At 59.8% G+C, this 22,890-nt stretch carries 18 protein-coding genes and 1 pseudogene; 14 read left to right on the forward strand and 5 right to left on the reverse strand.

Features of this window, described 5'->3' with window-relative positions:
- The first annotated feature begins 40 nt into the window (after positions 1-40).
- The 5 genes from KUV39_RS04595 (at position 41) to KUV39_RS04615 (ending at position 5,132) form a co-directional block, all read left to right on the forward strand.
- Positions 41-922: an ABC transporter permease subunit gene (locus KUV39_RS04595; protein ID WP_008559337.1), complete on the forward strand. Its 882-nt coding sequence runs from the start codon at positions 41-43 to the stop codon at positions 920-922.
- A gap of 10 nt (positions 923-932) precedes the next feature.
- Complete coding sequence (locus KUV39_RS04600) at positions 933-1,814, forward strand: ABC transporter permease subunit (RefSeq protein WP_046210542.1); 882 nt, start codon at positions 933-935, stop codon at positions 1,812-1,814.
- A gap of 12 nt (positions 1,815-1,826) precedes the next feature.
- Positions 1,827-2,873 carry an ABC transporter ATP-binding protein gene (locus KUV39_RS04605; RefSeq protein WP_008559245.1) on the forward strand — a complete coding sequence of 349 codons (1,047 nt, stop codon included), beginning with the start codon at positions 1,827-1,829 and terminating at the stop codon, positions 2,871-2,873.
- Positions 2,870-3,871 (forward strand): endonuclease/exonuclease/phosphatase family protein, encoded by a 1,002-nt coding sequence (locus tag KUV39_RS04610; protein WP_222459084.1) that lies wholly within the window; start codon positions 2,870-2,872, stop codon positions 3,869-3,871. Before KUV39_RS04605 ends, KUV39_RS04610 begins: the two co-directional genes overlap by 4 nt.
- A 139-nt stretch (positions 3,872-4,010) precedes the next feature.
- Entirely contained in the window at positions 4,011-5,132 is a 1,122-nt protein-coding gene (locus KUV39_RS04615) for a bifunctional transcriptional activator/DNA repair enzyme AdaA (RefSeq protein ID WP_222459085.1), read from the forward strand.
- Here the strand turns inward: KUV39_RS04615 and KUV39_RS04620 are convergent.
- From KUV39_RS04620 to KUV39_RS04630, 3 genes are read right to left on the reverse strand one after another with little or no spacing between them, the layout of a single operon-like run.
- Entirely contained in the window at positions 5,126-8,497 is a 3,372-nt protein-coding gene (locus tag KUV39_RS04620) for an error-prone DNA polymerase (protein WP_222459086.1), read from the reverse strand. The two genes, KUV39_RS04615 and KUV39_RS04620, sit on opposite strands and share 7 nt — an antisense overlap.
- Complete coding sequence (locus tag KUV39_RS04625; RefSeq protein ID WP_222459401.1) at positions 8,497-9,975, reverse strand: Y-family DNA polymerase; 1,479 nt, start codon at positions 9,973-9,975, stop codon at positions 8,497-8,499. Before KUV39_RS04625 ends, KUV39_RS04620 begins: the two co-directional genes overlap by 1 nt.
- Positions 9,899-10,681: an ImuA family protein gene (locus tag KUV39_RS04630; protein ID WP_082095529.1), complete on the reverse strand. Its 783-nt coding sequence runs from the start codon at positions 10,679-10,681 to the stop codon at positions 9,899-9,901. The genes KUV39_RS04625 and KUV39_RS04630 overlap by 77 nt, the downstream gene beginning before the upstream one ends.
- A 296-nt stretch (positions 10,682-10,977) precedes the next feature.
- Here KUV39_RS04630 and gpmI point away from each other — a divergent pair, with 296 nt between their 5' ends.
- Genes gpmI through KUV39_RS04645 form a run of 3 tightly spaced genes read left to right on the forward strand, consistent with a single transcriptional unit; the run spans position 10,978 to position 15,011 of the window.
- Complete coding sequence (gpmI, locus tag KUV39_RS04635) at positions 10,978-12,498, forward strand: 2,3-bisphosphoglycerate-independent phosphoglycerate mutase (protein ID WP_222459087.1); 1,521 nt, start codon at positions 10,978-10,980, stop codon at positions 12,496-12,498.
- Entirely contained in the window at positions 12,495-13,664 is a 1,170-nt protein-coding gene (locus tag KUV39_RS04640) for a murein hydrolase activator EnvC family protein (protein WP_222459088.1), read from the forward strand. The genes gpmI and KUV39_RS04640 overlap by 4 nt, the downstream gene beginning before the upstream one ends.
- 3 nt (positions 13,665-13,667) lie before the next feature.
- Positions 13,668-15,011: a S41 family peptidase gene (locus KUV39_RS04645; RefSeq protein WP_037302584.1), complete on the forward strand. Its 1,344-nt coding sequence runs from the start codon at positions 13,668-13,670 to the stop codon at positions 15,009-15,011.
- 77 nt (positions 15,012-15,088) lie between these two features.
- Here the strand turns inward: KUV39_RS04645 and KUV39_RS04650 are convergent, their stop codons facing one another.
- Positions 15,089-15,949 (reverse strand): helix-turn-helix domain-containing protein, encoded by an 861-nt coding sequence (locus tag KUV39_RS04650; RefSeq protein WP_222459089.1) that lies wholly within the window; start codon positions 15,947-15,949, stop codon positions 15,089-15,091.
- Positions 15,950-16,036: 87 nt separating this feature from the next.
- Between KUV39_RS04650 and pobA the strand changes: the two genes are divergently transcribed.
- Complete coding sequence (gene pobA / locus KUV39_RS04655; protein WP_222459090.1) at positions 16,037-17,218, forward strand: 4-hydroxybenzoate 3-monooxygenase; 1,182 nt, start codon at positions 16,037-16,039, stop codon at positions 17,216-17,218.
- 4 nt (positions 17,219-17,222) lie between these two features.
- Here pobA and KUV39_RS04660 read toward each other — a convergent pair whose 3' ends face one another.
- A complete protein-coding gene (locus KUV39_RS04660) occupies positions 17,223-17,882 on the reverse strand; it encodes an NAD(P)-dependent oxidoreductase (protein WP_222459091.1) in 660 nt (219 codons plus the stop codon).
- Between the two features lie 190 nt (positions 17,883-18,072).
- Here KUV39_RS04660 and KUV39_RS04665 point away from each other — a divergent pair, with 190 nt between their 5' ends.
- The 5 genes and pseudogenes from KUV39_RS04665 to KUV39_RS04685 form a co-directional block, all read left to right on the forward strand.
- Positions 18,073-19,002 carry an ABC transporter ATP-binding protein gene (locus KUV39_RS04665; RefSeq protein WP_008561676.1) on the forward strand — a complete coding sequence of 310 codons (930 nt, stop codon included), beginning with the start codon at positions 18,073-18,075 and terminating at the stop codon, positions 19,000-19,002.
- Positions 18,999-19,760: an ABC transporter permease gene (locus KUV39_RS04670; RefSeq protein WP_008561051.1), complete on the forward strand. Its 762-nt coding sequence runs from the start codon at positions 18,999-19,001 to the stop codon at positions 19,758-19,760. Before KUV39_RS04665 ends, KUV39_RS04670 begins: the two co-directional genes overlap by 4 nt.
- Before the next feature lie 161 nt (positions 19,761-19,921).
- Positions 19,922-20,719, forward strand: a complete 798-nt coding sequence (locus KUV39_RS04675; protein WP_222459092.1) for a S49 family peptidase — start codon at positions 19,922-19,924, stop codon at positions 20,717-20,719.
- A 174-nt stretch (positions 20,720-20,893) separates the two neighbouring features.
- Entirely contained in the window at positions 20,894-21,838 is a 945-nt protein-coding gene (locus tag KUV39_RS04680; RefSeq protein WP_008561879.1) for a calcium/sodium antiporter, read from the forward strand.
- Positions 21,839-21,875: 37 nt separating this feature from the next.
- A pseudogene (locus KUV39_RS04685) lies at positions 21,876-22,661 on the forward strand (SDR family oxidoreductase); the annotation flags it as partial.
- Positions 22,662-22,890 lie beyond the last annotated feature (229 nt).

The raw sequence follows: 22,890 nt of genomic DNA on the forward strand, positions 1-22,890 counted from the left end.
GCCTCTGCGGCCGTAACGCATTCAAACTAAGAGGTTCACCGTGAAACGCGCCGGGTTCTCAACCAAGTGGATGCCGATCATGCTGCTGATGCCGCAGCTCGTCATCATCGCTATTTTCTTCTACTGGCCTGCATGGCACGCAATTCAGTCATCGTTCTACCTGCAAGATCCGTTCGGGTTTGGCTCCACATTTGTGGGCCTGGAGAATTACACCGACCTGCTCGGCAATTCCGAGTATCGCCGGGTTGCGCTGTTTACGCTGGTGTTCACTGTGCTGGTGACCTTCTTCTCGCTGGCAATCGCGCTGTTGCTGGCGGTCAAGGCGGATAATGTTCTGCGCGGTGCCCGCACCTACCGGACGCTTTTGATGTGGGTCTATGCGGTTGCACCTCCGGTCGCGGGGTTCATTGGTCTGATCATGTTCGACCAGAGCTGGGGGCCGTTGACTCGACTGGCTGGGTTCTTCGGCTGGGACTTTGTTCTGGGCGTGAACTTCAATGATACGGCGGCGGCCATGGTTCTGGTGTCCGTCTGGAAACAGATCCCGGTCAACTTCATCTTTTTCCTGTCCGGCTTGCAGTCCATTCCGCGTTCGGTGCGCGAAGCGGCTCTGATCGACAACGGGTCGGCCACGGGGCGGTTCTGGGATGTGACGTTCCCGCTGCTGGCGCCGACCGGCTTTTTCCTGCTGATCATCAATATCACATATGCGCTGTTCGACACCTTCGGCATCGTTGACACCCTGGTAAAGGGCGAGCCGGGTAACAACCCGATGACCCTTGTCTACAAGGTTTATGTCGACGGTTTCCGCGGTAACGATCTGGGCGGTTCCTCGGCGCAGTCCGTGATCCTGATGGTCCTTGTTCTGGCGCTCACGGTCTTTCAGTTCCGGCTGATCGATCGTCGGATTCACTATACCTGAGGGGGCTGACATGGCAGACCAAACACACGTTCAAACGCCGCGCCGCTCCATCAATTGGGGGGCGATTGGCGACCACACCGTTCTGATCCTCGGCTCGCTGTTCATGCTGGTGCCGCTGATCATGGTGGTTCTGACCACAACCGTGCCGGATGTGGACATCATCAAATACGGCCCGCAACTGAAGATCGGCGACCAGTTCGACGACAACTTTGAAAAGGCCATGTTTGAGGCCTCTGGCTTCTCCGGGGCCAATACCGGCATGCGGATGCTGTTCAACTCCTTCGTGCTGGGCATCGGTTTTGCGCTGGGTAAAATTCTGATCGCCATGATGGCGGCCTATGCCATCGTCTATTTCCGCCTGCGTTTTGCAACGCTGGCGTTCTGGGTGATCTTCACCACGCTGCTTCTGCCGCTGGAGGTACGTATTCTGCCCTCTTACGAGGTGGTCCAGCAGCTGGGCATGCTCAACACCTATCAGGGTCTGATCATTCCGCTGATCGCCTCGGCAACAGCGACCTTCTTTTTCCGTCAGTTCTTCCGCTCTGTACCCGAAGAGCTGGTAGAAGCGGCGCGCATTGATGGGGCGGGGCCGGTGAAATTCTTCATCGATATCCTTGTGCCGCTGTCCAAAACCATGATCGCTGCGATGTTCATCATCATGTTTGTCTTTGGTTGGAACCAGTATCTGTGGCCCACCATGATCACCACCGAAGAGGACATGTATACGCTGGTGCGTGGGATCAAGCAGATCACCCAGACCCTCGAAGGGACCAATGTGCCCGAATTCGGTCGCGCCAACCTTCTCGCGGTCATCGCCATCCTGCCCCCTGTGGCAGTCGTCATTTTCTTCCAAAGCTGGTTCGTCAAGGGCCTGACGGAATCCGATAAGTAAGGACTTCACACAATGGCTCAGGTTACCCTGAATTCTGTACGCAAGGTCTACCCCAATGGGGTTGAGGCCGTTACTTCCTCTAGCTTCAAGATCGAGGACGGCGAATTCGTCGTCCTGGTCGGCCCGTCCGGCTGTGGCAAGTCCACACTGCTGCGCATGATCGCAGGTCTTGAGGATATCACCGAAGGCACGCTGGAAATCGGCGACCGGGTGGTGAACAACGTGGATCCGGCCGACCGCGATATCGCGATGGTGTTCCAGAACTATGCGCTTTATCCGCATATGACGGTGCGCAAGAACATCGCCTATGGTCTGAAAAACCGCAAAACCCCTGCGGATGAGATCGAGCGCAAGGTGGCCGAGGCCGCCAAGATGCTGAACCTCGAAGAGTATCTGGAACGCAAGCCGTCTCAGTTGTCTGGTGGCCAACGTCAACGTGTCGCAATGGGACGTGCGATCGTGCGCGATCCGGCTTTGTTCCTGTTTGACGAACCGCTGTCGAACCTGGATGCAAAGCTGCGCAACCAGATGCGGATTGAGATCAAGGCCCTCCAGCGTCGTTTGGGTGTGACCTCGATCTACGTGACCCACGATCAGGTCGAAGCCATGACAATGGCGGATCGGATCATCGTTCTGAACGGTGGTCGCATTGAGCAGATCGGCACACCGTCCGAAATCTATCATAATCCAGCGTCTGTCTTTGTTGCTTCTTTCATGGGGGCGCCGCCAATGAACCTGATTGATGCCACCATCACTGGCGGTCAGGTCACATTGGCAGATGGTGTGGCCATGGGGGCGCTGCAGACCTCTGCGCAGGGCGCAGTCAAGCTGGGCATTCGTCCGGAAGACGTGCAGCTGGTCAGCGAGGGTGGTGTGTCCATCAACGTGGAACTGATCGAAGAACTGGGCGCGCATCGCCTGCTGCATGGTAAACTGGGCGGCCAGCCGTTCACGATCCATGTGCTGAAGGATATTCCGGTAGATCCGGGTGCGCATCAGATCTCTGTCGATCCGGCCGCGATCTGTCTGTTTGATGCAGCGTCGGGAATGCGTCTTTGACACAGATTGTTGAAAAGCTGCCGTCTGTAACGGCAGAGATGCAGGCGCGGATCAAATCCGCGCCTCGCACGGCAGCGTCTCATCGCGCTTTGATGGCAGAGGTCCCAGCGATGAACGCGCTGCAGGCGGGTGGCACGGCACAGCGCACGTCGCTGCCTGCCAGCGTTTCTGTCGTGACCTGGAACGTCGAACGGTGCCTGTTTCCGGAAGACACTGCTGCGCATATGGAGCGTTTCGCGCCCCAGGTTGTTCTGTTGTCCGAGGTCGATCACGGTATGGCGCGCACGGGCCAGCGCCACACCACCGAAGCCATGGCCGAGGCGATGGGCATGACCTATCTCTTCGGGGTGGAGTTTCACGAGCTGGATCTTGGTGGCCCGACCGAGCAGGCCTTTTGCAAGGATGATTTCAATCGTCTCGGCTGGCATGGCAACGCCATCCTCTCGGCCGTGAAACCAGAACGGGTCAGGCTGATCCGGCTGGATGATCATGGCCATTGGTATTCCTCTGACGAGGTGCCGGCCGATCCGGAACAGCCCCGACTGGGCGGGCGAATGGCAATTGCTGCTGTGCTTCCGACGGATGCGGGCCCGGTTTGCTTTGTCTCCACCCATCTGGAGAGCAACGCGGATGCGGCCCATCGCCATGCTCAATTCGAATTGCTTCTGGACGCGGTGGATGATTTTGCGCCGGACATGCCTGTCGTCATTGGCGGGGATCTCAACACTGGCAACCACCTGCCACCTGACTTTGACTGGAAGCGTGAAACCCTGTTCGATCTGGCCAGATCCCGAGGCTATGACTGGAGCGCGACACCGGACGGCATGACCACCCGCGCCAGCCTTATTACCCCACATCCGGATCGGGTGATGAAACTGGATTGGTTCTGCATCCGTGGTTTGCGCAGTACAGACAGCGCATTGGTGCCGTCTCTTGATAGCAACGACCGACCGCTGTCCGATCACGATGCGGTCTGGGCCCAGTTCGACCTGAGCTAAGCATTTCGCTAACATTCCAAAGACAGCCGGGCCGCCAACAGCCCGGCTGTTTTGTTTTGCCTGTTTTGTTATGCCTGTGTTGTGAAATACGCGCCCGATTACCGGCGGCAGGTCTCGATCGACATGGTAGGATGGTGTCATGTTGTTTGATCTACCTGACCATGATGCGCTGTATCAGGCGCTTGTTGACCGGGATGACCGTTTCGATGGTCAGGCCTATGTCTGTGTTTCCAGCACCGGGATTTTTTGCCGACTGACCTGCCCGGCCCGCAAGCCCAAGCGGGAGAATTGCCAGTTCTTCGGAAGCGTGGGAGAGTGTCTGGACGCGGGGTTTCGCCCCTGCAAGCGGTGTCATCCGTTGCGACCAATGGCTGATGCAGATCCGGCTGTGGCGACCTTGCTCGCAGCGCTTGAAGAGCGGCCCGAACATCGCTGGAGCGAAGCGGATATCACGCGTTTCGGGTTTGACCTCTCGACAGTGCGGCGCAGCTTCAAACGGCAATTCGGCATGACTTTCCTTGAGATGGCCCGCCAGCGGCGTTTGCGGGAGGGGTTTGTTGCGCTCTGTGATGGGGCGCGGGTCATTGACGCGCAGGTAGACGCGCAATTTGAATCTCCCAGCGCCTTTCGGGCTGCATTTGCGCGTTTGCTGGGGCGCCCGCCAGGGAGCCTTGGGCGTGAGGGCCTTCTGCTTGCGGATTGGATTGCCACACCGCTTGGCGATATGATCGCGGTCAGCAGCCGAACAGAACTGCATCTTCTTGAGTTCGTGGAGCGCAAGGCTCTGCGGCGTGAGCTGGATCAGTTGCAAAAGGCTGTCAAAGGGGATCTGGGGGTCGGCTCTGCGCCACCGACCGAGCAGATCAGAGCCGAGCTCGCGGAATTTTTCGCAGGTCGTTCCGCGCGGTTTCAGACACCGCTGGCCTATCACGGGTCGGATTTTGCGCGCGCGGTCTGGGACCAGCTGCGCCAGATTCCGGCAGGGCAGACCCGCAGCTATTCACAGATCGCAGCCGAGATCGGCAGGCCGTCTGCGACGCGGGCCGTGGCACGGGCGAATGGGGCCAATCAAATTGCGCTGGTGGTGCCCTGCCACAGGGTGATCGGAGCGGATGGCGCGTTGACTGGCTATGGTGGTGGGCTCTGGCGCAAGCAGCGCCTGCTGGACATTGAGCGACAGTTCCGACAGGCCGACAACGCGGCATCTGGTCAGGTTCTGGGTCGGACTTCGGCTGGGACGAGGGTGCTGACAGGTCAGTGAAAGTCGCGTGATTTCGGGATCACGCGCACATCGCGCGGATGGCGGTGCCCGCCGCCGGGTTGTGCGTTTGCGGCGCCGACCTGGGCTGGCAGCGGATGGGTCGGATGATCGCCGCGGGTGGTGGTCGGTGGCAATGCGGTTGTCGAAAGACGTTCCAGTCGGTCGGTCGCGTCCTCCAGCCGGTCGGCGACCACATGGATCACCTTGCCATCGGTCTGCACACGGCCATGCACGACTAGCAGCCGCGCTGACATGATGGTGGCGCGAAACAGGGTGAACAGCTTGGGCCAGATCACCAGGTTGGCAACGCCGGTTTCATCCTCCAGCGTGATGAAACAGACACCTTTTGCGCTGCCGGGTTTCTGACGCACGAGAACCAGCCCGGCGAGCGAGACACGCTGACCGTGATGACTGTCCTTCAGATCCTGTGCGCGGTGAATTCTCTGGGCATGCAGGCTGGCACGAAAGAACTGCATGGGATGGGCCTTGAGAGACAGCCTGAGGGTTTGATAGTCCGCCACCACATGTTCCGCCCGCGGCATGGCAGGAAGGTGGACCTCTGGCTCCGTTCCGTGTGCGGCAGTTTCGGCGTGTTCGAAAATCGGCAGGGACGGGGCATCCTTCAGCGCCTGCGTCTGCCAAAGTGCGGCCCGTCGATCCATTCCCATGCTGCGCAAGGCATCGGCCGCCGCGAGACGCCGCAGGGATCCGGCGTCCAGCCGACAGCGCGATTTTAGATCGGCAACATCTGCAAAAGGGCTGTCGCGAGCGGCCATGATCCGCTGCGCCGCATCCATCCGCATCCCGTCGACCTGCCGCATCCCCAGCCGCAGGGCAAAGCCGCGATCGGTTGGTTCCAATGTGCAGTCCCAGTCTGAGTAATTTACATCCACTGCGCGGACCTCAACGCCATGATCCCTTGCGTCCCTGACGATCTGGGCCGGGGCGTAAAACCCCATCGGCTGAGAGTTCAAAAGCCCACAGGCAAAAGCAGCGGGATAGTGGCATTTCATCCAACTGGACACATAGACCAGTTTGGCAAAACTGGCGGCGTGGCTTTCGGGAAAGCCGTATTCACCAAACCCCTTGATCTGATCAAAGCAGCGCTGCGCGAAATCAGGATCATACCCGCGCGCAACCATGCGCCCGACCATCTTGTCCTGAAGCGTTTCTATGGTCCCGCGCGAACGGAACGTGGCCATCGCCTTGCGCAGGGCGTTGCTTTCTTCGGGGGAAAACAGCGCCGCATCCATCGCGATCTTCATCGCCTGTTCCTGAAAGATCGGCACGCCCATGGTGCGGTGCAGGATGCGCTCCATTTCGTCTTGCGGATATTCAGGACCGGGGCGGGGGTAGTCGACCGGTTCCAGCTTCTGGCGCCTGCGCAGATAGGGGTGGACCATGTCGCCCTGAATGGGGCCGGGTCGTACGATCGCAACCTCGATCACCAGATCATAGAACGTGTCGGGCCGCAGCTTGGGCAGCATGGCCATCTGGGCCCGGCTTTCCACCTGAAATACGCCCAGGCTGTCACCTTCGCACAGCATCTTATAGGTGGCTTTGTCCTCTGGCGGAACAGAGGCCATATCCAGTTGTCGCCCGTAATGTGCTTCGAGCAGGCCAAATACCTTGGCGATGCAGGTCAACATGCCAAGCGCGAGCACGTCGACCTTGAAAATCCCCAGCGCATCAATGTCGTCCTTGTCCCATTCGATAAAACTGCGGTCCGCCATGGCGCCATTGCCGATGGGAACAATTTCCGTCAACGGGCGCTCTGTCAGGATGAAACCACCAACGTGCTGTGACAGATGGCGTGGCATTCCGATCATCTCACGGGCCAGTTTCAGCACCATACGCAGATAGGGATCACTCAGATCCAGACCCGCCTCGCGCGCGCGGGCATCATCCATCTGACCTTCGAAGCTGCCCCAGATTGTGCCCGCCAGTTTCGAGGTCACGTCCTCGGACAGGCCCATCGCCTTGCCTACCTCGCGGATGGCAGAGCGGGGGCGGTAATGGATCACCGTTGCGCAAAGACCCGCGCGGGCGCGGCCATATTTCTGATAGATGTATTGGATTACCTCTTCACGGCGTTCGTGTTCGAAATCGACGTCGATGTCGGGTGGTTCGTCACGGGCCTCACTGAGAAAGCGCTCAAACAGCACATCTGTTTGGCTTGGATCGACCGCTGTGATGCCCAGGCAGTAACAGACGGCGGAATTTGCCGCGGACCCGCGTCCCTGGCACAGGATAGGCGGCTCTGCATCTTCGCGGGCAAAGCGGACAATGTCGTGAATGGTCAGGAAATACCGCGCGATGCCTTTGCGGTCGATCAGGTCGAATTCCTTTTCGATCAGCAGGCGGACGTCTGATGGCACCCCCGCCGGATAACGCTCTTTTGCGCCCTCCCACGTCAGCTGTTGCAGCCGCTCCAGTGGTTGCTGGCCTTGGGGGACGATCTCATGGGGGTATTCGTATTTCAGGTCACTGAGCTGAAAGGTGATGTCATCTGCGAGCTTGCGTGTTGCGCGAATGGCATGGGGCCAGTCGGCAAACAGGCGACACATCTCTTCAGGAGATTTCAGATGCCGTTCGGCGTTTGCCTCCAACAGATACCCTGCCTTGGCGATGGTGGTCCCATTGCGGATACAGGTCATCACATCCTGCAGCGGGCGGCGATCCGGACGATGATAGAGAACATCATTTGTCGCCAAGAGCATCAGCCCGTGCTGTCGGGCGAGCCGGTCCAGACGGTTGATCCGAGCCCGATCGTCGCCGCGATAGAGATAGCGCGCCGCGATATGGCGCATCTGGGGCAGGACGGGCAGCAGCCGTGCAAGCTGATGGAGCGTGGTTGCATGATCATCCGGTGGCATCAGGATCAGGTGTAGCCCGTCGGCATGTTCCCGCAGCATGTCCAGCGTCAGGTGGGTGGCGCCCTTGTCCTGCCAGTTGCCATCGGCAGTCTGCATTTTGCCACGCGACAAAAGCGACGACAGCCTGCCGTAGGCGGCACGGTCTTGCGGATAGGCGAGCAGATCGCAGCCGCACATCAGGATCAGTCTCGCACCGATCATGGGGCGAATGCAGGCTGTCCTGGCCTCGGTAAACAGTCGCACCACACCAGCCAGCGTGTTGCGATCCGCAATCCCCAGACTGTCATAACCAAGGGCATGGGCCGTGGCCGTCAGATCCACCGCATCAGACGCCGCATGAAGAAACGAGAAACAACTGGCGAGACCGAATTCAACATAGGGGCTGCGCGGGGGGGCGGCAAACCCAGCCCCCGACGCAGAGCCCCCTTGGGTGCCGTTTGCGGCACCTGTGGCAAGATGTCTGCGCTTATGTCCTTCCTGCAGAGGCATCAGGCAAACAGCCCATGCAGAAACCAGCGCGGGGTATCCCCGCGCCCATCATGAACAACGCCCTCGCGATAGAGCCAGAAGCGGCGCCCATCTTGGACTTCGACCTTGTAATAGTCCCGCAACCGGGTGCCGGGGCGGTCACGCCACCATTCCGGAGCGATCCGTTCCGGTCCCTCATGTCGCGCGGTTTTGTAAAGAACCCGGCGCCAGCGAAATTGCGAAGGAGGTCCTTCTGGCACGGCATAGATCACCTGAACCTCTTCGGCGGGTGTAAGCAGGCGCAAGGGGCGCTCTCTTGGTGGGGCAGGCGGCGGTGTGGGATCACCCGCCATGGCGGGCTGCCGGTGTTCGACGGCCTCGGGTTTGTGGGTCTGCACATAGCGGGACCAGCTCACCTTGTCCTGACCAAGCCGTGCGCTCAGCCGGTCCAGAAGGGCCGCCAGATCGGCATCACTGTCGCGGCGGCCATCCAGCCGCTGCTGGATCTGGGAAAGCGGTTCGACCTGTAGGGCTTCCAACGTCAGCAGGTCAAAGCCAAAACCGGGATCGATCCGCTCCAGCTTGTCCCGAAACAGGCGCAGCATGTGGTCCGGGTCTCGGCTGGCCCGTGCCGTGTTCAGGCTCAGTTGTCGCCATTCGCCATCAATGCGGTAGATCGTCAGCCTTATGCTGCGGGCTCCGTATTCGGCCTGGGTCAATTGCTGGCACAGTTGGCGCGCCAGATCCGCCATATGTGGCGCGGCGTCCATCACCGGTTCCGGCAGGCGGCTGCGGGTTATGAACTGCTGAGGGTCGACCGGTGCATTCAATGGATCAGCAGTGCGCCCGACAGCCCGATCAAGCAACACCAGTGGATTGCGGTCATCCGGAAGGGTCGAAAATCGCCGCATCAGCGATACGCGCGGCATCTCGGCCAGAGAACCGATGGTTTTCAGGCCAAGCCGGTTGAGCAGTTGAACAGTGGTGTCATCCAGCCGCAGCGCCGCCGTGGGCAAGGGCGCAAGGGCGGCCGGAATGTCATCGCAGATCTGTATGGAGCCATAGCGCGCAAGCGCCTGCGCCGCGCCGGGGGTCGCTGCCATTGCCACATGTGCCGTCAGCCCCTGCATGGCCATGCGTCGCTGAATATCGCTGAGCATGGCCGCTTCTCCGCCAAAGAGATGGGCGACGCCTTGGCTGTCCAGAAACAGCCCGTCGTCCCGGTCCGCCACGGTCCAGGGAGACCACCGCCGCGCCCAAAGCGCCAGCCGGTCGAGAAAGCTGCGATCCCCCGCCGGGTCGGCAGGTTCCACATGCAGGTCCGGATGAATGGCCTGCACATCAACCACGCGGGCGCCGGGCTCAATGCCACGGGTGCGCGCGGCGGTACTGGTGGCGTGGATCACAGGCCCATGTGTGCCATCACGGCTCAGCACGACGGGGATGTCGTCGCTGGGCAGGGTGCGGTGCTGGCGAATGATCTGTCGCCATCTGTCCATCGCGAGATCGGGGAACCAGACGGAGACAATGCGAGACGGAGGTGTCTGTGTCATATTGGGCAACCCAATGTCCTGGCGCCCTGTTTCGGGCGCGAAACAATTCTGCGCTCCAGCGGGGCTGGCCGGGGGCCTGCGGGTCGTCCGGGTGTGGTTCGGACGGCAGGGAGGCCAGCCGCCATCGTTGTCGCGCAGCGCTTAGCGTGCCGGGGTCTCCGCTTCGGATCAGGTAGAGCGGCACGCCAGAGGCTTCGGACCTGATCGCCAGGCGCTTGGTTGCTGTGAAATCCAGCACGCTTGGCGCGCCGTGGATTTCCCCCACAACCGCGCAGAGCGCGCTGCAGGCCGCCCCTTCCTCCATCGTCCACAGAACATCGCGGGGGTGGCTGACCGTGACCTGAAGAACCGGGCAGCTGATCCCGAACAGTCGCAGGCCGGGCGTGTAGATCTGGCCGTTTTCCCGCTGCGATGCGCGATCACGAACCCACAAGAGCGGCTGTGTTTCGCGCGGCAGCAGCGACAATACAAACCCCGTGGCAGCGGGATCAAAAGGGGCATCCAGCAGCACATCTGTCAGAACCGGGTCCGCCCCTGGTTCCTTGGCCGGGTTTTCCACCTGATCCGCAGGCGCAGAGCCGGACGAATGCGGCCCGGATGCGGGAGGCCGCGGCAGGTGAATCACCTGCCCATATGAGGAATCACGTATCATCTTGCCCCTATATGTTCACTATTTGTTCCATTTTGAAAAGAGGCTGTTCTGCCGCTTTTTTGTGCACCCCATCTGCGCTCGGCTGGGGTTTATTTCGATATCAAAGGCTTGTCCGTGTCACCGGCGTCAGGGGGTGGTGGAGATTTTTTCATACGGCAAGGGCGCGCGGCGGGTCTTGGCTGCCTTCCGCTGTTTCCCAATGCCCGGCAAAGCTGTAGAAGGCAGTAAACCCGGTCTGTGGATGGCCCCGAGCAATCCGGCCAGACCCGCACCAGCGCAAAGTGGAGCCTATAGCGATGTCGATCCCCAAACCTGTTGTTCTGTGTATTCTTGACGGCTGGGGCAGCAGTGATGTGGGAACGGCCAACGCACCGGTCTTGGCCAAGACGCCAACTTTCGATGCCATCATGGCCAAGGGTCCGCAGGCACGTCTGATCACCCATGGTCCCGATGTTGGCCTGCCCAGCGGGCAAATGGGCAACTCTGAGGTTGGGCACACTAACATTGGCGCTGGCCGCGTGGTTGCGATGGATCTGGGGCAGATTGACCTCGCGATCGAGGACGGATCTTTTTACGACAACGAGGCATTGCAGGCTTTTATCGCTGAGCTCAAGGCAAGCGGCGGTGCGGCCCATCTGATGGGGCTTGTCTCCGACGGGGGGGTGCATGGCCATGTGACCCACATACTGGCGGCGATAAAGGCGATCCGTGATGCGGGCGTGCCCGTGTGGCTCCATGCGATGACAGACGGGCGGGACGTGGCCCCGAAATCTGCACTGGGATATCTTGAGCAGCTGGAAACCGAAATGGCAGAAGGCGCGCGCATTGCCACTGTAACGGGCCGCTACTATGCCATGGACCGGGACAACCGCTGGGAACGTGTCAGCCAGGCCTATGAGGCGATGATCAAGGGGAAGGGGCAGTTCACGGCCAGTTCCGCCATTGCTGCGGTCGAGGCAAGCTATGGGCGCGAGGAGCTTGATGAGTTCGTCAAGGCCACGGTCATCGACGGCTATGAGGGGGTTCGCGATGGCGATGGCATCTTCTGCCTGAACTTCCGTGCAGACCGGGCGCGGGAAATTCTGCGGGCCATTGGCGAACCGGATTTCGCAGAATTCGAAACCGGCCCGCGCCCTGCTCTGGCTGGGCTTTTGGGGATGGTGGAATATTCGGCGGGTCACAATGCCTATATGAACACAGCCTATCCCAAGCGTGAGATTGTCAACACACTGGGGGAATGGGTCGCAAAACAGGGCAAACGCCAGTTCCGCCTCGCCGAGACGGAAAAATACCCCCATGTCACCTTCTTTCTCAATGGCGGCAAGGAGCAGCCGGAAGAAGGCGAAGACCGTTACATGCCCAAATCGCCCAAGGTTGCGACCTATGATCTGCAGCCCGAAATGTCCGCCCCCGAAGTCACGGCGAAATTCGTCGAGGCGATCGAGGCTGGATACGATCTGATCGTAACCAATTACGCAAACCCCGATATGGTCGGCCATACCGGTGATCTGGATGCTGCGATCAAGGCCTGTGAAGCGGTGGATGAGGGGCTGACACAAGTGGTCGCCGCCCTCAAAGCCGCGGGTGGCGCCATGATCGTCACCGCTGACCACGGCAACTGCGAGGTCATGGTGGATCCTGAAACCGGCGGTGCACATACGGCGCATACAACCAATCTGGTTCCTGTCGCACTGGTTGGTGGCCCGGAAGGCGCATCGCTGCGCGATGGCCGTCTTGCGGATCTCGCGCCGACTTTGTTGGCATTGATGGGGCTCGAAAAACCCGAGGAAATGACAGGGGAGAGCCTGCTGGCATGATCAGAACAGCCGCGATCCTGTCTGGCTTTCTGTGCCGCGCAGGCCTTGGCCTTGCGCTGCTGATGGGGCTGACACCTGCACAGGCGGCAGACAATCCAGCGCGCGCCGCTCAGGCCGCAGCGGATCAGCTGGAAGCGGCAACCATTGCGCTGCAAGAGGCAGAAAGCGCCCGTGATCGTGTGGCCGCATTGACCGAGACGGTACGGGCCTACGAAGCCGGGTTGGCAGCCATGCGCGACGGCTTGCGTCGGGTTGCGCAGCGCGAGAGTCAGCTGGCCGCGCAACTGGCTGCGCGTGAAGATGACGTGGCAGATCTGCTTGGTGTGCTGCAGATGATCGAAACCTCGCCGCCGCCCGTTTTGATGCTGCACCCTTCTGGCCCGCTTGGGGCCGCGCGTTCCGCGATGACATTGGCCGAGGTGACGCCTGCGCTGCAATCGCGCGCCACTGCTCTGAAACGGGATCTGCAAGAGGTCCAGACCTTGCGGGTGTTGCAGCAAAGCGCGGCCAACACGTTGCAGGATGGGTTGAACGGCGTGCAGGACGCGCGTGTGCAACTGTCTGCGGCGATTGCGGACCGGACCGGCTTGCCCCGTCGCTTCACGCAGGATCCTGTGCGGACCGCCATCCTGATTTCCTCGACCGAGACATTGAGCGGCTTTGCCAGTGGTCTGGCCGAGATTGCCGAGGGTGAGATCAGCAAAAGCGACGCCGATATCAGCACCCTGCGTGGCGATATCGCGCTGCCAGTCGAAGGGCTGGTCTTGCGGGGGTATGGCGAAAAGGATGCCGCAGGTATTGCGCGGCCCGGGTGGTTGGTTGCTGCGCGCCCCCGCGCATTGGTTGTCTCTCCCACAGCGGCTACGATCCGCTATCAGGGGCCGCTTTTGGATTTGGGCAATGTCGTCATTCTGGAGCCGCAGCCCGAAACGCTGTTTGTGTTGTCCGGCTTGGCAGAGGTCTATGGCAGCGCGGGTGAAGTGATCCCGGCAGGAACACCTGTTGGGCTGATGGGCGGCGACAGCCCGGAAATCGGCGCCATATTGTCACTAAGCGGTGAAGGGGCTGGAACTGACCGCACAGAAACGCTCTATATAGAAGTGAGAATGGACAACAGTCCGGTGGACCCCGAAACCTGGTTCCGCACCGACAAGGATGGAAATTAGTTCATGAGAAAATTCGCGATGGCCGCAGTGGGCGGCACGCTGGCAGGGATCCTTGCCACCACCTACGTAGCTGAGCCGCTCCTGGCGCAGGAAGGCAGCCGAGAGGCCAGCGTTTACGAGCAGCTGGACCTGTTCGGGGACATCTTTGAACGCATCCGCGTGCAATATGTCGAAGAAGTTGATGAAACAGAGTTAATCGAAGCCGCCATCGGCGGCATGCTATCCTCTCTGGACCCGCATTCCAGCTACCTGTCGCCGGACGACGCGGCCAACATGCGCGTGCAGACGCGGGGTGAATTTGGTGGCCTCGGCATCGAGGTGACGCAGGAAGAGGGCTTTGTCAAAGTTGTCTCACCGATCGACGGTACCCCGGCGGATGAGGCGGGCATGGAGGCCGGCGATTTCATCACCCACGTGGACGGTGAGAGCGTTCTGGGGCTTGCGCTGGACGAAGCGGTCGATCTGATGCGCGGGCCGGTCGGCTCGGAGATTGTCATCACCGTCGTGCGCGAAGGCGAGGCAGAGCCATTTGACGTCTCAATCATCCGCGACACGATCAAACTGACCGCAGTCCGGGCCCGGACTGAGGACGAAACCGTCGTGCTGCGCCTGACCACTTTCAATGACCAGACCACCCCCAATCTGGAAGCGGGGCTGGAAAAGCAGCTGGAAGAAGCCGGTGGCATCGACAATGTGAATGGCATCGTGCTGGACCTGCGCAACAACCCCGGTGGTCTGCTGACGCAGGCGATCAAGGTGGCTGATGCCTTCCTTGACAGCGGTGAAATCGTCTCGACCCGTGGTCGCGACCCCGAAGACGGAGAGCGCTTCAATGCGACGCCGGGCGATTTGGTGAACGGCAAGCCGATTGTGGTGCTGATCAATGGCGGGTCTGCATCGGCGTCGGAAATTGTTGCGGGTGCGCTGCAGGATCATCGTCGCGCGATTGTTGTCGGGACCAAATCCTTTGGTAAGGGGTCGGTTCAGACCGTCATGCCGCTGAAGGGCGATGGCGCGATGCGCCTGACGACCGCGCGTTACTACACGCCGTCGGGCCGTTCTATCCAGGCATTGGGCGTGTCGCCCGATATCGTCGTCGAACAGCCACGTCGCAACCCCAACGCAGAGGCCGAGGAAGAGGATGCATCGACCAGCCGCCGCTCCCGTTCCGAAGCGGATCTGCGTGGTAGTCTCAACAACGACAGCCTGTCCGAGGATGAGATCCGCCAGATCGAGGAAGACCGTGCCAAGGCCGAAGCCGCAGCAGAGCGCCGCGAGCAGGATTATCAGCTGGCCTACGCCATCGATATCCTGAAGGGGCTGTCCAAGCTGGATCCGGCCGACTAACGCAAATCCGCGTGAACCAACTATTGAAACCGCTCCCATAAAGGGGGCGGTTTTTCTTTTTGGCGTCGCTGCTGACCCTAGCCTCCTGCTGTCATCTTCTGGCGAAAGCGTCTGGGCGGCTGGCCTGTTGCCTTTGCAAAGACCCGGCTGAAATGGGCAGGGTCGCTGAACCCCAACTCATAGGCCACCTCTGCTGCGCTCAGCGTTGTGTAGATCAAGAGCCGCCGCGCTTCGCGCAGCATCCGTTCATTGATGAGATGAGAGGCGGATTTACCCGTCTCCTGATGACAGACCCGGTTTAGATGAGTGGGAGACACAGCAAGCTCCGCTGCATATTCAGCCACGCCTTTGCGGCAGCGGAACGCCTGCTCCACCAACTCCTGAAAGCGAAAAAACAGCCTGTGGCCGCGCGGCCTGGATCCTTTGTGTTGCTGCGCTGAAATCGCGCGAACCACCATCCCGGCACTGGCACCAACCAGCCCGGTTAAAACCGGCGCCCGAAAGGGGGCGTGCTGATCATGCTCATGGGCAATGCACTCTATCATCTGCTGCAATCCTGGTTGCAGGGGGGCGATGCCGGGCATCTCCAGCGCGGTGCGCAGTTGATCGTTGTGGCGCAGACAGTGGTCAAGCAGATCCGACGTGACCGTCAGAACCCAGCCATTTGTGTCGCTTTCAAATTGAAACCCATGAACAACGCCTCGCGGCAGATTGAGAAGGCAAGGCGGGGCGAGGGAGTGGTTTGTTCCGTCAATATTTGCGGTTCCACCACCTTCTGTCAGGATCAGGATCTGGTGTAGCCGATCATGGCGATGTGGGGTTAGTGACCAGTCATGCAAGGCTGATCTGGCTTCAATAGTCTCTATATGAAGCAGATCCGATAGTTCTCCGGTTTCTCCAAACAGACTGAATGTGTCGATATGTGCGGCTGCTGACATGTGCGAAATATACAAGAAATGGGCGGTTGGGTCTATTCGCAAACCGTCGGCTACAGGGCAGGGTAGGAGGGCGAACAGGAGATACCCATGCAGACAGAAAGCACCCAGGTAGCCATCATCGGCGGCGGGCCGTCGGGCCTGTTGTTGTCTCAGCTTCTCCACAAAGCCGGGATCGACACGATCGTGCTGGAGCGCCAGACCCGCGATTACGTGCTGGGTCGCATCCGGGCCGGGGTGCTGGAGACGGGGTTTGTCGAACTGCTGCGCAAATCCGGTGCGGGCGCGCGGATGGACCGCGAGGGAGAGATCCATCATGGGTTCCACATCGCCCATCAGGGGCGTCTGGACCGGATTGATCTTGCCCGCCACGCACAGGGCCAGACGGTGATGGTCTATGGTCAGACCGAAGTCACCCGCGACCTGTATGAGGCGCGTGATGCGATGGGCGGGCGCGTCCTGCATGAGGTGCAGGATGTGGTTCTGCACGATCTCAAGGGGGCGCAGCCTCATGTGACGTTCATTCACGACGGCGCCGAACGACGGATCGATGCCAGCTTCATCGTTGGGGCAGACGGTTTCCACGGTGTCAGCCGTAAATCGATCCCCGCTGATGTCTTGCGGGAATATGAAAAGGTCTATCCTTTTGGCTGGCTCGGCATTCTGTCAGAGACCGCACCGGCCGCGCCTGAATTGATCTATGCCCGCCATGATCGCGGGTTTGCGCTTTGCTCCATGCGCAATTCCCGCCTCAGCCGGTATTACATCCAGGTCCCACTGAGCGACAAAGCGGAGGATTGGAGCGATGATGCGTTCTGGCAGGAGCTGAAACGCCGTCTGCCGGAGTCTGTCGCAGAGCAGATGGAAACCGGCCCCTCCATCGAAAAATCCATCGCGCCCTTGCGTAGTTTCGTGGCAGAGCCGATGCGCTATGGCGCATTGTTTCTGGCTGGCGACGCCGCTCATATCGTTCCGCCAACCGGTGCGAAGGGGCTGAATCTCGCGGCGTCGGATATTCACTACCTTTACGAAGGGTTTGCGGACTATTTCCTGCGCGGAGAGGCTAGCGGGCTCGACTCCTATTCTGCCAAAGCGCTCGCCCGGGTGTGGAAGGCAGAGCGCTTCAGCTGGTGGATGACCAGCCTGCTGCACCGCTTTCCGGATATGTCCCCGGCAGATCTGCGGTTGCAACAGGCCGATCTGGATTATCTATTTTCCTCTGAGGCGGCGCAGACCTCGCTTGCGGAAAACTACGTCGGATTGCCGTACTGACGCTTCAGGCTGCCATGCCCCAGGCGACGGTCAGACGCCGATTGGGTCTGCTGCTCTGTTCTGCCAGATCAATCAACGCACTGCCAAAGTCGGCAAAGGAAATTTCTGACTGGCCCTCGCTGTCGATGACAAGTGTATCCAGCCCCCAAGTGTAGCGCCCTTTGCGCGGACCATCGTGCAGCATTGCTGGCGGGCGCAGGCAGGTCCAGGCAACATCGGGGCGTGTGTCCAGCAGCGCGTCCTGTGCGGCGCAGGCTTCGGCAATGGGGCGGACGCTGTCGGGCAGGAAATCAGGCGCGCTCAGGACGGTGTGGCCACTTCCATCTGCCAGCTTGAGCAGCGCAGCCCCTCCGGTCACAAGGATCGGAATATCTGCGGCTGATGCGGCCCCCAGTGCGGTGCGGGTCATGGGGACCAGCAGGGGTTCCTGCCCCTCGATTGGGCGCAATGCGCTGATGATCACATCGTGATTGCGCGCCAGATCTGCAAGATCTTCCTGCATTTCCAGCACATCCAGCGCCACCTGTGTGATCTGGTTGGGTGCGCCAGCGACCAACGCATCAGGGCGGCGGGCTACAGCCGTGATCACGTGGCCTCGTTGAACAGCCTGGTCAAGGGTGGCACGACCCACATCACCAGTTGCGCCGAGCAGCAAAATCTTCATTGGAAACCTCTTGTCTTGATGTCAAGATAATACGTGGCGAGTAATTGTCTTTATGTCGAGATAAATTGACCTGCACGACTGCACAGTGCAATGCGCGTCTGTACACAGGGTTGCGCCAATCCAGACTGGTCGCCAACTGATGTTGGCGCTACCTTGCGCCGACGCGACACACATACGGAAAGGGGCCAGCATGGCAGCCATCCTGTCGATCAAAGATCTGCAAAAAACTTATGAAGGCGGGTTTCAGGCCCTCAAAGGCGTGAACCTGGATATCGAAGAGGGCGAGATTCTCGCTCTGCTGGGCCCCAATGGTGCCGGCAAAACCACATTGATCTCAACCATCTGCGGTATCACAACGCCCAGCTCCGGCTCGGTGACCGTGGGTGGACATGACATTCTCGAAGATTTCCGCGCCGCGCGCAGCCTGATTGGTCTGGTGCCGCAGGAGATCAATCTGGAACCCTTTGAAACCGTTTGGAACTCTGTCAGGTTTTCCCGTGGGCTCTTTGGCAAGCCTCGCAATGACGCGCTCATCGAAGAGATCCTGCGCAAGCTGTCCCTCTGGGACAAACGCAAGAGCCAGATCAAGGAACTGTCTGGTGGCATGAAGCGCCGGGTTCTTATCGCCAAGGCCCTGAGCCACGACCCGCGCATCCTGTTTCTCGACGAGCCGACCGCAGGGGTCGATGTCGAGCTGCGCAAGGACATGTGGGATGTGGTGGCTGAGTTGAAGCGCGATGGCGTGACGATCATTCTCACGACCCACTACATCGAAGAGGCGGAGGCGATCGCGGATCGAGTTGGCGTCATTACCAGCGGCGAAATCCTTCTTGTGCAGGAAAAAGAACAGCTGATGCGCCAGCTTGGGCAAAAACAGCTGGAAGTGCAGTTGGTGGAAACCCTGAGCGAGGTGCCAGACCCCTTGCGCACCTATGGTGTCAGCCTGCGTGAAGACGGGCGCGCCCTCATCTACACTTATGACACCAACGCCGAACGTACAGGGATCACCGCCTTGCTGAACGAAGTCGCCGCAGCTGGGCTGACACTTGCGGATGTGCAGACGCGCCAATCCAGTCTTGAAGATATCTTTGTTGGACTGGTTTCAGGAGACAACACATGAACTGGACAGCAATAGCCGCAATCTACCGATTTGAAATGGCGCGCTTTTTCCGCACCCTGATGCAAAGCTTCCTGTCGCCTGTCTTGTCCACCTCACTTTATTTCGTGGTGTTCGGCGCGGCCATTGGCAGCCGCATCGATCAGGTGGAAGGCGTCGCCTACGGAGCCTTTATTGTGCCGGGGCTCATCATGCTGAGCGTGATGACCCAAGCGATATCAAACGCGTCTTTCGGGATCTATTTCCCAAAGTTCATCGGCACGATCTATGAACTTCTCTCGGCACCGGTGAACTTTCTCGAAATCGTGTTGGGCTATGTCGGCGCCGCCGCAACCAAGGCGCTGTTCATTGGCGTGGTGATCCTGATTACAGCATCGTTGTTTGTCGATCTGACCATCGCCCACCCATTCGCGATGATGCTGTTCCTGGTGCTGACCTGCGTGAGCTTTGCCCTGCTGGGGTTTATCATCGGGGTCTGGGCGAAGAACTTTGAACAGCTGCAGCTGGTGCCGCTTTTGATTGTCACGCCGCTGGTTTTCCTGGGGGGCTCTTTCTACTCGATCTCGATGTTGCCGACGATCTGGCAGAAAATCACCCTGTTCAATCCCGTGGTCTACCTGATCTCAGGTTTCCGCTGGTCCTTCTTTGGCACTTCGGATGTTCCGGTCGGCTTTAGCCTGTTGGCTATCGGGGGCTTTACCCTGCTGTGTCTGGGGGCAATCTGGTGGATCTTCAAAACCGGATGGCGCATCCGCGCCTGACCACGCTAGGCACCAAAAATCAGACGATCTTGCAGGTTTGCGCGCAATGCGCCCGTCAGCGTTGCAAATTTGCCGGATCATAGTGGCTTTTTTGCTGATGGCCCCGGTTCGTTCCGGGGCCATCCCTTGTTTCAGGGCAGTCGGCATTCTACATCGGCGCCATGAAGCTAACTCTGCCCTTTTTGAAAAAACCGCCGCTTGTCGCTGTCGTGCGCCTTCAGGGTGCCATTGGCATGGCCGGACGCGGCGCGTTGAATGATGTGACGCTGGCCCCGGTTTTGGAGCGCGCGTTCCGCAAGGGCAAACCTGCGGCGGTCGCATTTGAGATCAATTCTCCCGGTGGGTCGCCGGTGCAGAGCGCGCTGATCGGCGCACGTATTCGCCGCCTCTCACAAGAGCTGAAAGTACCAACTCTCGCTTTTGTCGAGGATGTGGCGGCATCGGGCGGCTACTGGTTGGCGGCATCGGCAGACGAAATCTATGCGGATGACAGCTCTGTTGTGGGCTCTATCGGGGTAATCTCCGCAGGCTTTGGGGCACATGTCCTGCTGGCCCGTCAAGGCGTGGAGCGACGCGTCTACACCGCGGGTAAGAGCAAATCCATGCTGGACCCGTTCCGCCCGGAAAACCCCGAGGATGTGGCCCGCCTCAAGGAGCTGCTGGGCGACATCCACGAGAACTTCATCACCCACGTCAAAGATCGTCGCGGCGACAAGCTGGTTCATGATCAGGATCTCTTTACCGGCGAGATCTGGCTCGGGCGTCGTGCCGTCTCCCTCGGTTTGATCGACGGGATCGATCACCTGCGACCAAAACTGCAGGCACGGTTCGGCGACAAGGTCCGCTTGCGCCGCTACGGGGTCAAGAAGCCGCTTCTGGGGCGGCTTGGCATGCAGGTGGCACAGGATGCCCTGTCCAGCATGGAGGAACGCGCCGAGTTTGCGCGGTTTGGCCTCTGACGTGATTTTTAAGATTGTTTCCCTGTTCCTTGTTGTGATGGCCGTGTTGGCCATGTTCGGCAAGTTGCGCTTGCCCGGCCAGAAACGACTGGCCTCCCGGCGGTGCAACAGCTGCGGCCGCTTCAAGATCGGAAAAGGCCCCTGTGCCTGCAAAAAGAATGGAGGGCCTCGGCAATGATGCCATGGCTTTTTTCTGCCCTCGGATTGGTGATCCTGCTCTTGGCAGGGGACGCGTTGGTGCGTGGCGCGGTGAACCTCAGCCTGCGGTTGGGTGTACCTGCGCTGATCGTCAGTCTGACCATCGTTGCCTTTGGCACCTCAGCGCCTGAACTGCTGATCGCGATCAGTGCGGTCGGGGACAACGCCGACGGCATCGCGCTTGGCAATGTTGTTGGCTCTAACACGGCGAATATTCTGCTGGTGCTGGGCATTCCCGCGCTGATGCGGGCCCTGCACACAAGCGAATGCGACACGCGCAAGAACTATGTCTTCATGCTGATGGCTTCGGTTCTGTTCATCGCGCTTGCTTTCCTAGGCGAGTTTACTGTGACGTCCGGCCTGATCCTGCTTGCCGCGCTGGCCTTTGTGCTGGGCGTTGCCTTTCGCGAGGCCCGCGCGCATCGCAAGAATGGCAAGGACAGCGACCTTGATGACATCGAAGAGGCCGATCCGGACATGCCGTATTGGCGGATCGGGATATATCTGCTCCTCGGTCTGATTGGCCTGCCACTTGGTGCGGATCTTCTGGTCGACAACGCCTCGATCATTGCCCGCATGTACGGCGTCACCGACACGGTGATCGGCCTGACGCTTGTCGCTATCGGAACCTCTCTGCCGGAACTCGCCACCACCGTTATGGCAGCGCTGCGCCGACAGGCCGATGTCGCGCTTGGCAATGTCATCGGGTCCAACATGTTCAACCTGCTTGCGATCATTGGCATCGCGACTTTTGTGGGTCCGATCACCGTGGATCCGGCATTCCTGCGCGTGGATCTGTGGGTGATGCTTGGGGCGTCTCTCGTGCTGGTGCCGTTTGTCTTTTTCAAAAAGGACATTACCCGCACCTGGGGGATCATTTTGTCGGCCATTTATGTGGTCTACCTGGTGCAGCTGTTCTAGCTTTTAGGTCCGGGGCCAACCCCGGACTGAAAAAGAGGAGAGCAGGATGCGGGCATTGGTTACAGGCGCAGGCAAACGCCTTGGGCGTGCCATGGCGCTGGAACTGGCACGGCGGGGCTATGACGTGGCCGTGCATTACGCCAGTTCGCAGGAGCCGGCAGAACAAACTGCCGCAGATGTTCGGGATCTGGGCTGCAATGCGCAAACTCTTCGCGCGGATCTGCTGAAAGAGGCAGAGACCAACACCCTGCTGCCCGCAGCAGCCGAGGCACTGGGCGGCCCGATCACCTGCCTCATCAACAACGCGTCCATCTTTGAATTCGACGATATCCAAACCGCCAGCCGCGATAGCTGGGACCGGCACATGGAAAGCAACCTTCGCGCGCCGTTCATCCTGACCCAGCAGCTTGCTGCTCAGGATCTCCCTTTGCAATACAGTGCGGATGGACGTCCGCTGGCCTCCGCTCTCGTTGTGAACATGATTGATCAGCGGGTGCGCAAACTCACGCCCGAGTTCATGACCTACACACTCGCCAAGTCAGCGCTTTGGACCCTGACGCAAACCAGCGCTCAGGCGCTCGCGCCCCGGATAAGGGTAAATGCAATTGGCCCCGGCCCAACCCTGCGTGGCCCCCGCCAGAGCGAGGAACAGTTCGCCAAGCAATGCGCCAGCACGCTCTTGCAACGTGGTGCCGACCCGGATGAGATCACCACAGCCTTGGCTTATCTGCTGGATGCCAAAGCTGTGACTGGACAGATGATCTGCGTCGATAGCGGTCAGCATCTGAGCTGGCAAACCCCCGATGTGGTTGGGTTGGAGTGACCAGAATACAGGGCGGTTCAAAAGTGGTAGCGCCGAAGTTGTGCACGTCGGATTAAGCAGTCGCAAAACCGTTACAGAAACTTATTTGAAATCATAAACTTGTCCGATGTCCACAAAAGTTTCCTTTTAAAACAGCTGGTTATACTTCTGCCTATTTTTTGTGCAAACGATGGAAACCGGCCAAAAATAAGGAAAAATGGCGGATAGCCATAAGATATTACCAGACTTA

This window comes from Phaeobacter italicus, assembly GCF_019801785.1.
Classification (GTDB): Bacteria; Pseudomonadota; Alphaproteobacteria; order Rhodobacterales; family Rhodobacteraceae; genus Phaeobacter; species Phaeobacter italicus.

Coding starts and splice junctions, on each gene's coding strand:
- KUV39_RS04620 (WP_222459086.1), bottom strand. CDS start 8,497: ATGCCTCTGCAGGAAGGACATAAGCGCAGACATCTTGCCACAGGTGCC.
- KUV39_RS04630 (WP_082095529.1), bottom strand. CDS start 10,681: ATGATACGTGATTCCTCATATGGGCAGGTGATTCACCTGCCGCGGCCT.
- KUV39_RS04600 (WP_046210542.1), top strand. CDS start 933: ATGGCAGACCAAACACACGTTCAAACGCCGCGCCGCTCCATCAATTGG.
- gpmI (WP_222459087.1), top strand. CDS start 10,978: ATGTCGATCCCCAAACCTGTTGTTCTGTGTATTCTTGACGGCTGGGGC.
- KUV39_RS04665 (WP_008561676.1), top strand. CDS start 18,073: ATGGCAGCCATCCTGTCGATCAAAGATCTGCAAAAAACTTATGAAGGC.
- KUV39_RS04645 (WP_037302584.1), top strand. CDS start 13,668: ATGAGAAAATTCGCGATGGCCGCAGTGGGCGGCACGCTGGCAGGGATC.
- KUV39_RS04650 (WP_222459089.1), bottom strand. CDS start 15,949: ATGTCAGCAGCCGCACATATCGACACATTCAGTCTGTTTGGAGAAACC.
- KUV39_RS04615 (WP_222459085.1), top strand. CDS start 4,011: ATGTTGTTTGATCTACCTGACCATGATGCGCTGTATCAGGCGCTTGTT.
- KUV39_RS04675 (WP_222459092.1), top strand. CDS start 19,922: ATGAAGCTAACTCTGCCCTTTTTGAAAAAACCGCCGCTTGTCGCTGTC.
- KUV39_RS04680 (WP_008561879.1), top strand. CDS start 20,894: ATGATGCCATGGCTTTTTTCTGCCCTCGGATTGGTGATCCTGCTCTTG.
- KUV39_RS04625 (WP_222459401.1), bottom strand. CDS start 9,975: ATGGACAGATGGCGACAGATCATTCGCCAGCACCGCACCCTGCCCAGC.
- KUV39_RS04605 (WP_008559245.1), top strand. CDS start 1,827: ATGGCTCAGGTTACCCTGAATTCTGTACGCAAGGTCTACCCCAATGGG.
- pobA (WP_222459090.1), top strand. CDS start 16,037: ATGCAGACAGAAAGCACCCAGGTAGCCATCATCGGCGGCGGGCCGTCG.
- KUV39_RS04660 (WP_222459091.1), bottom strand. CDS start 17,882: ATGAAGATTTTGCTGCTCGGCGCAACTGGTGATGTGGGTCGTGCCACC.
- KUV39_RS04670 (WP_008561051.1), top strand. CDS start 18,999: ATGAACTGGACAGCAATAGCCGCAATCTACCGATTTGAAATGGCGCGC.
- KUV39_RS04640 (WP_222459088.1), top strand. CDS start 12,495: ATGATCAGAACAGCCGCGATCCTGTCTGGCTTTCTGTGCCGCGCAGGC.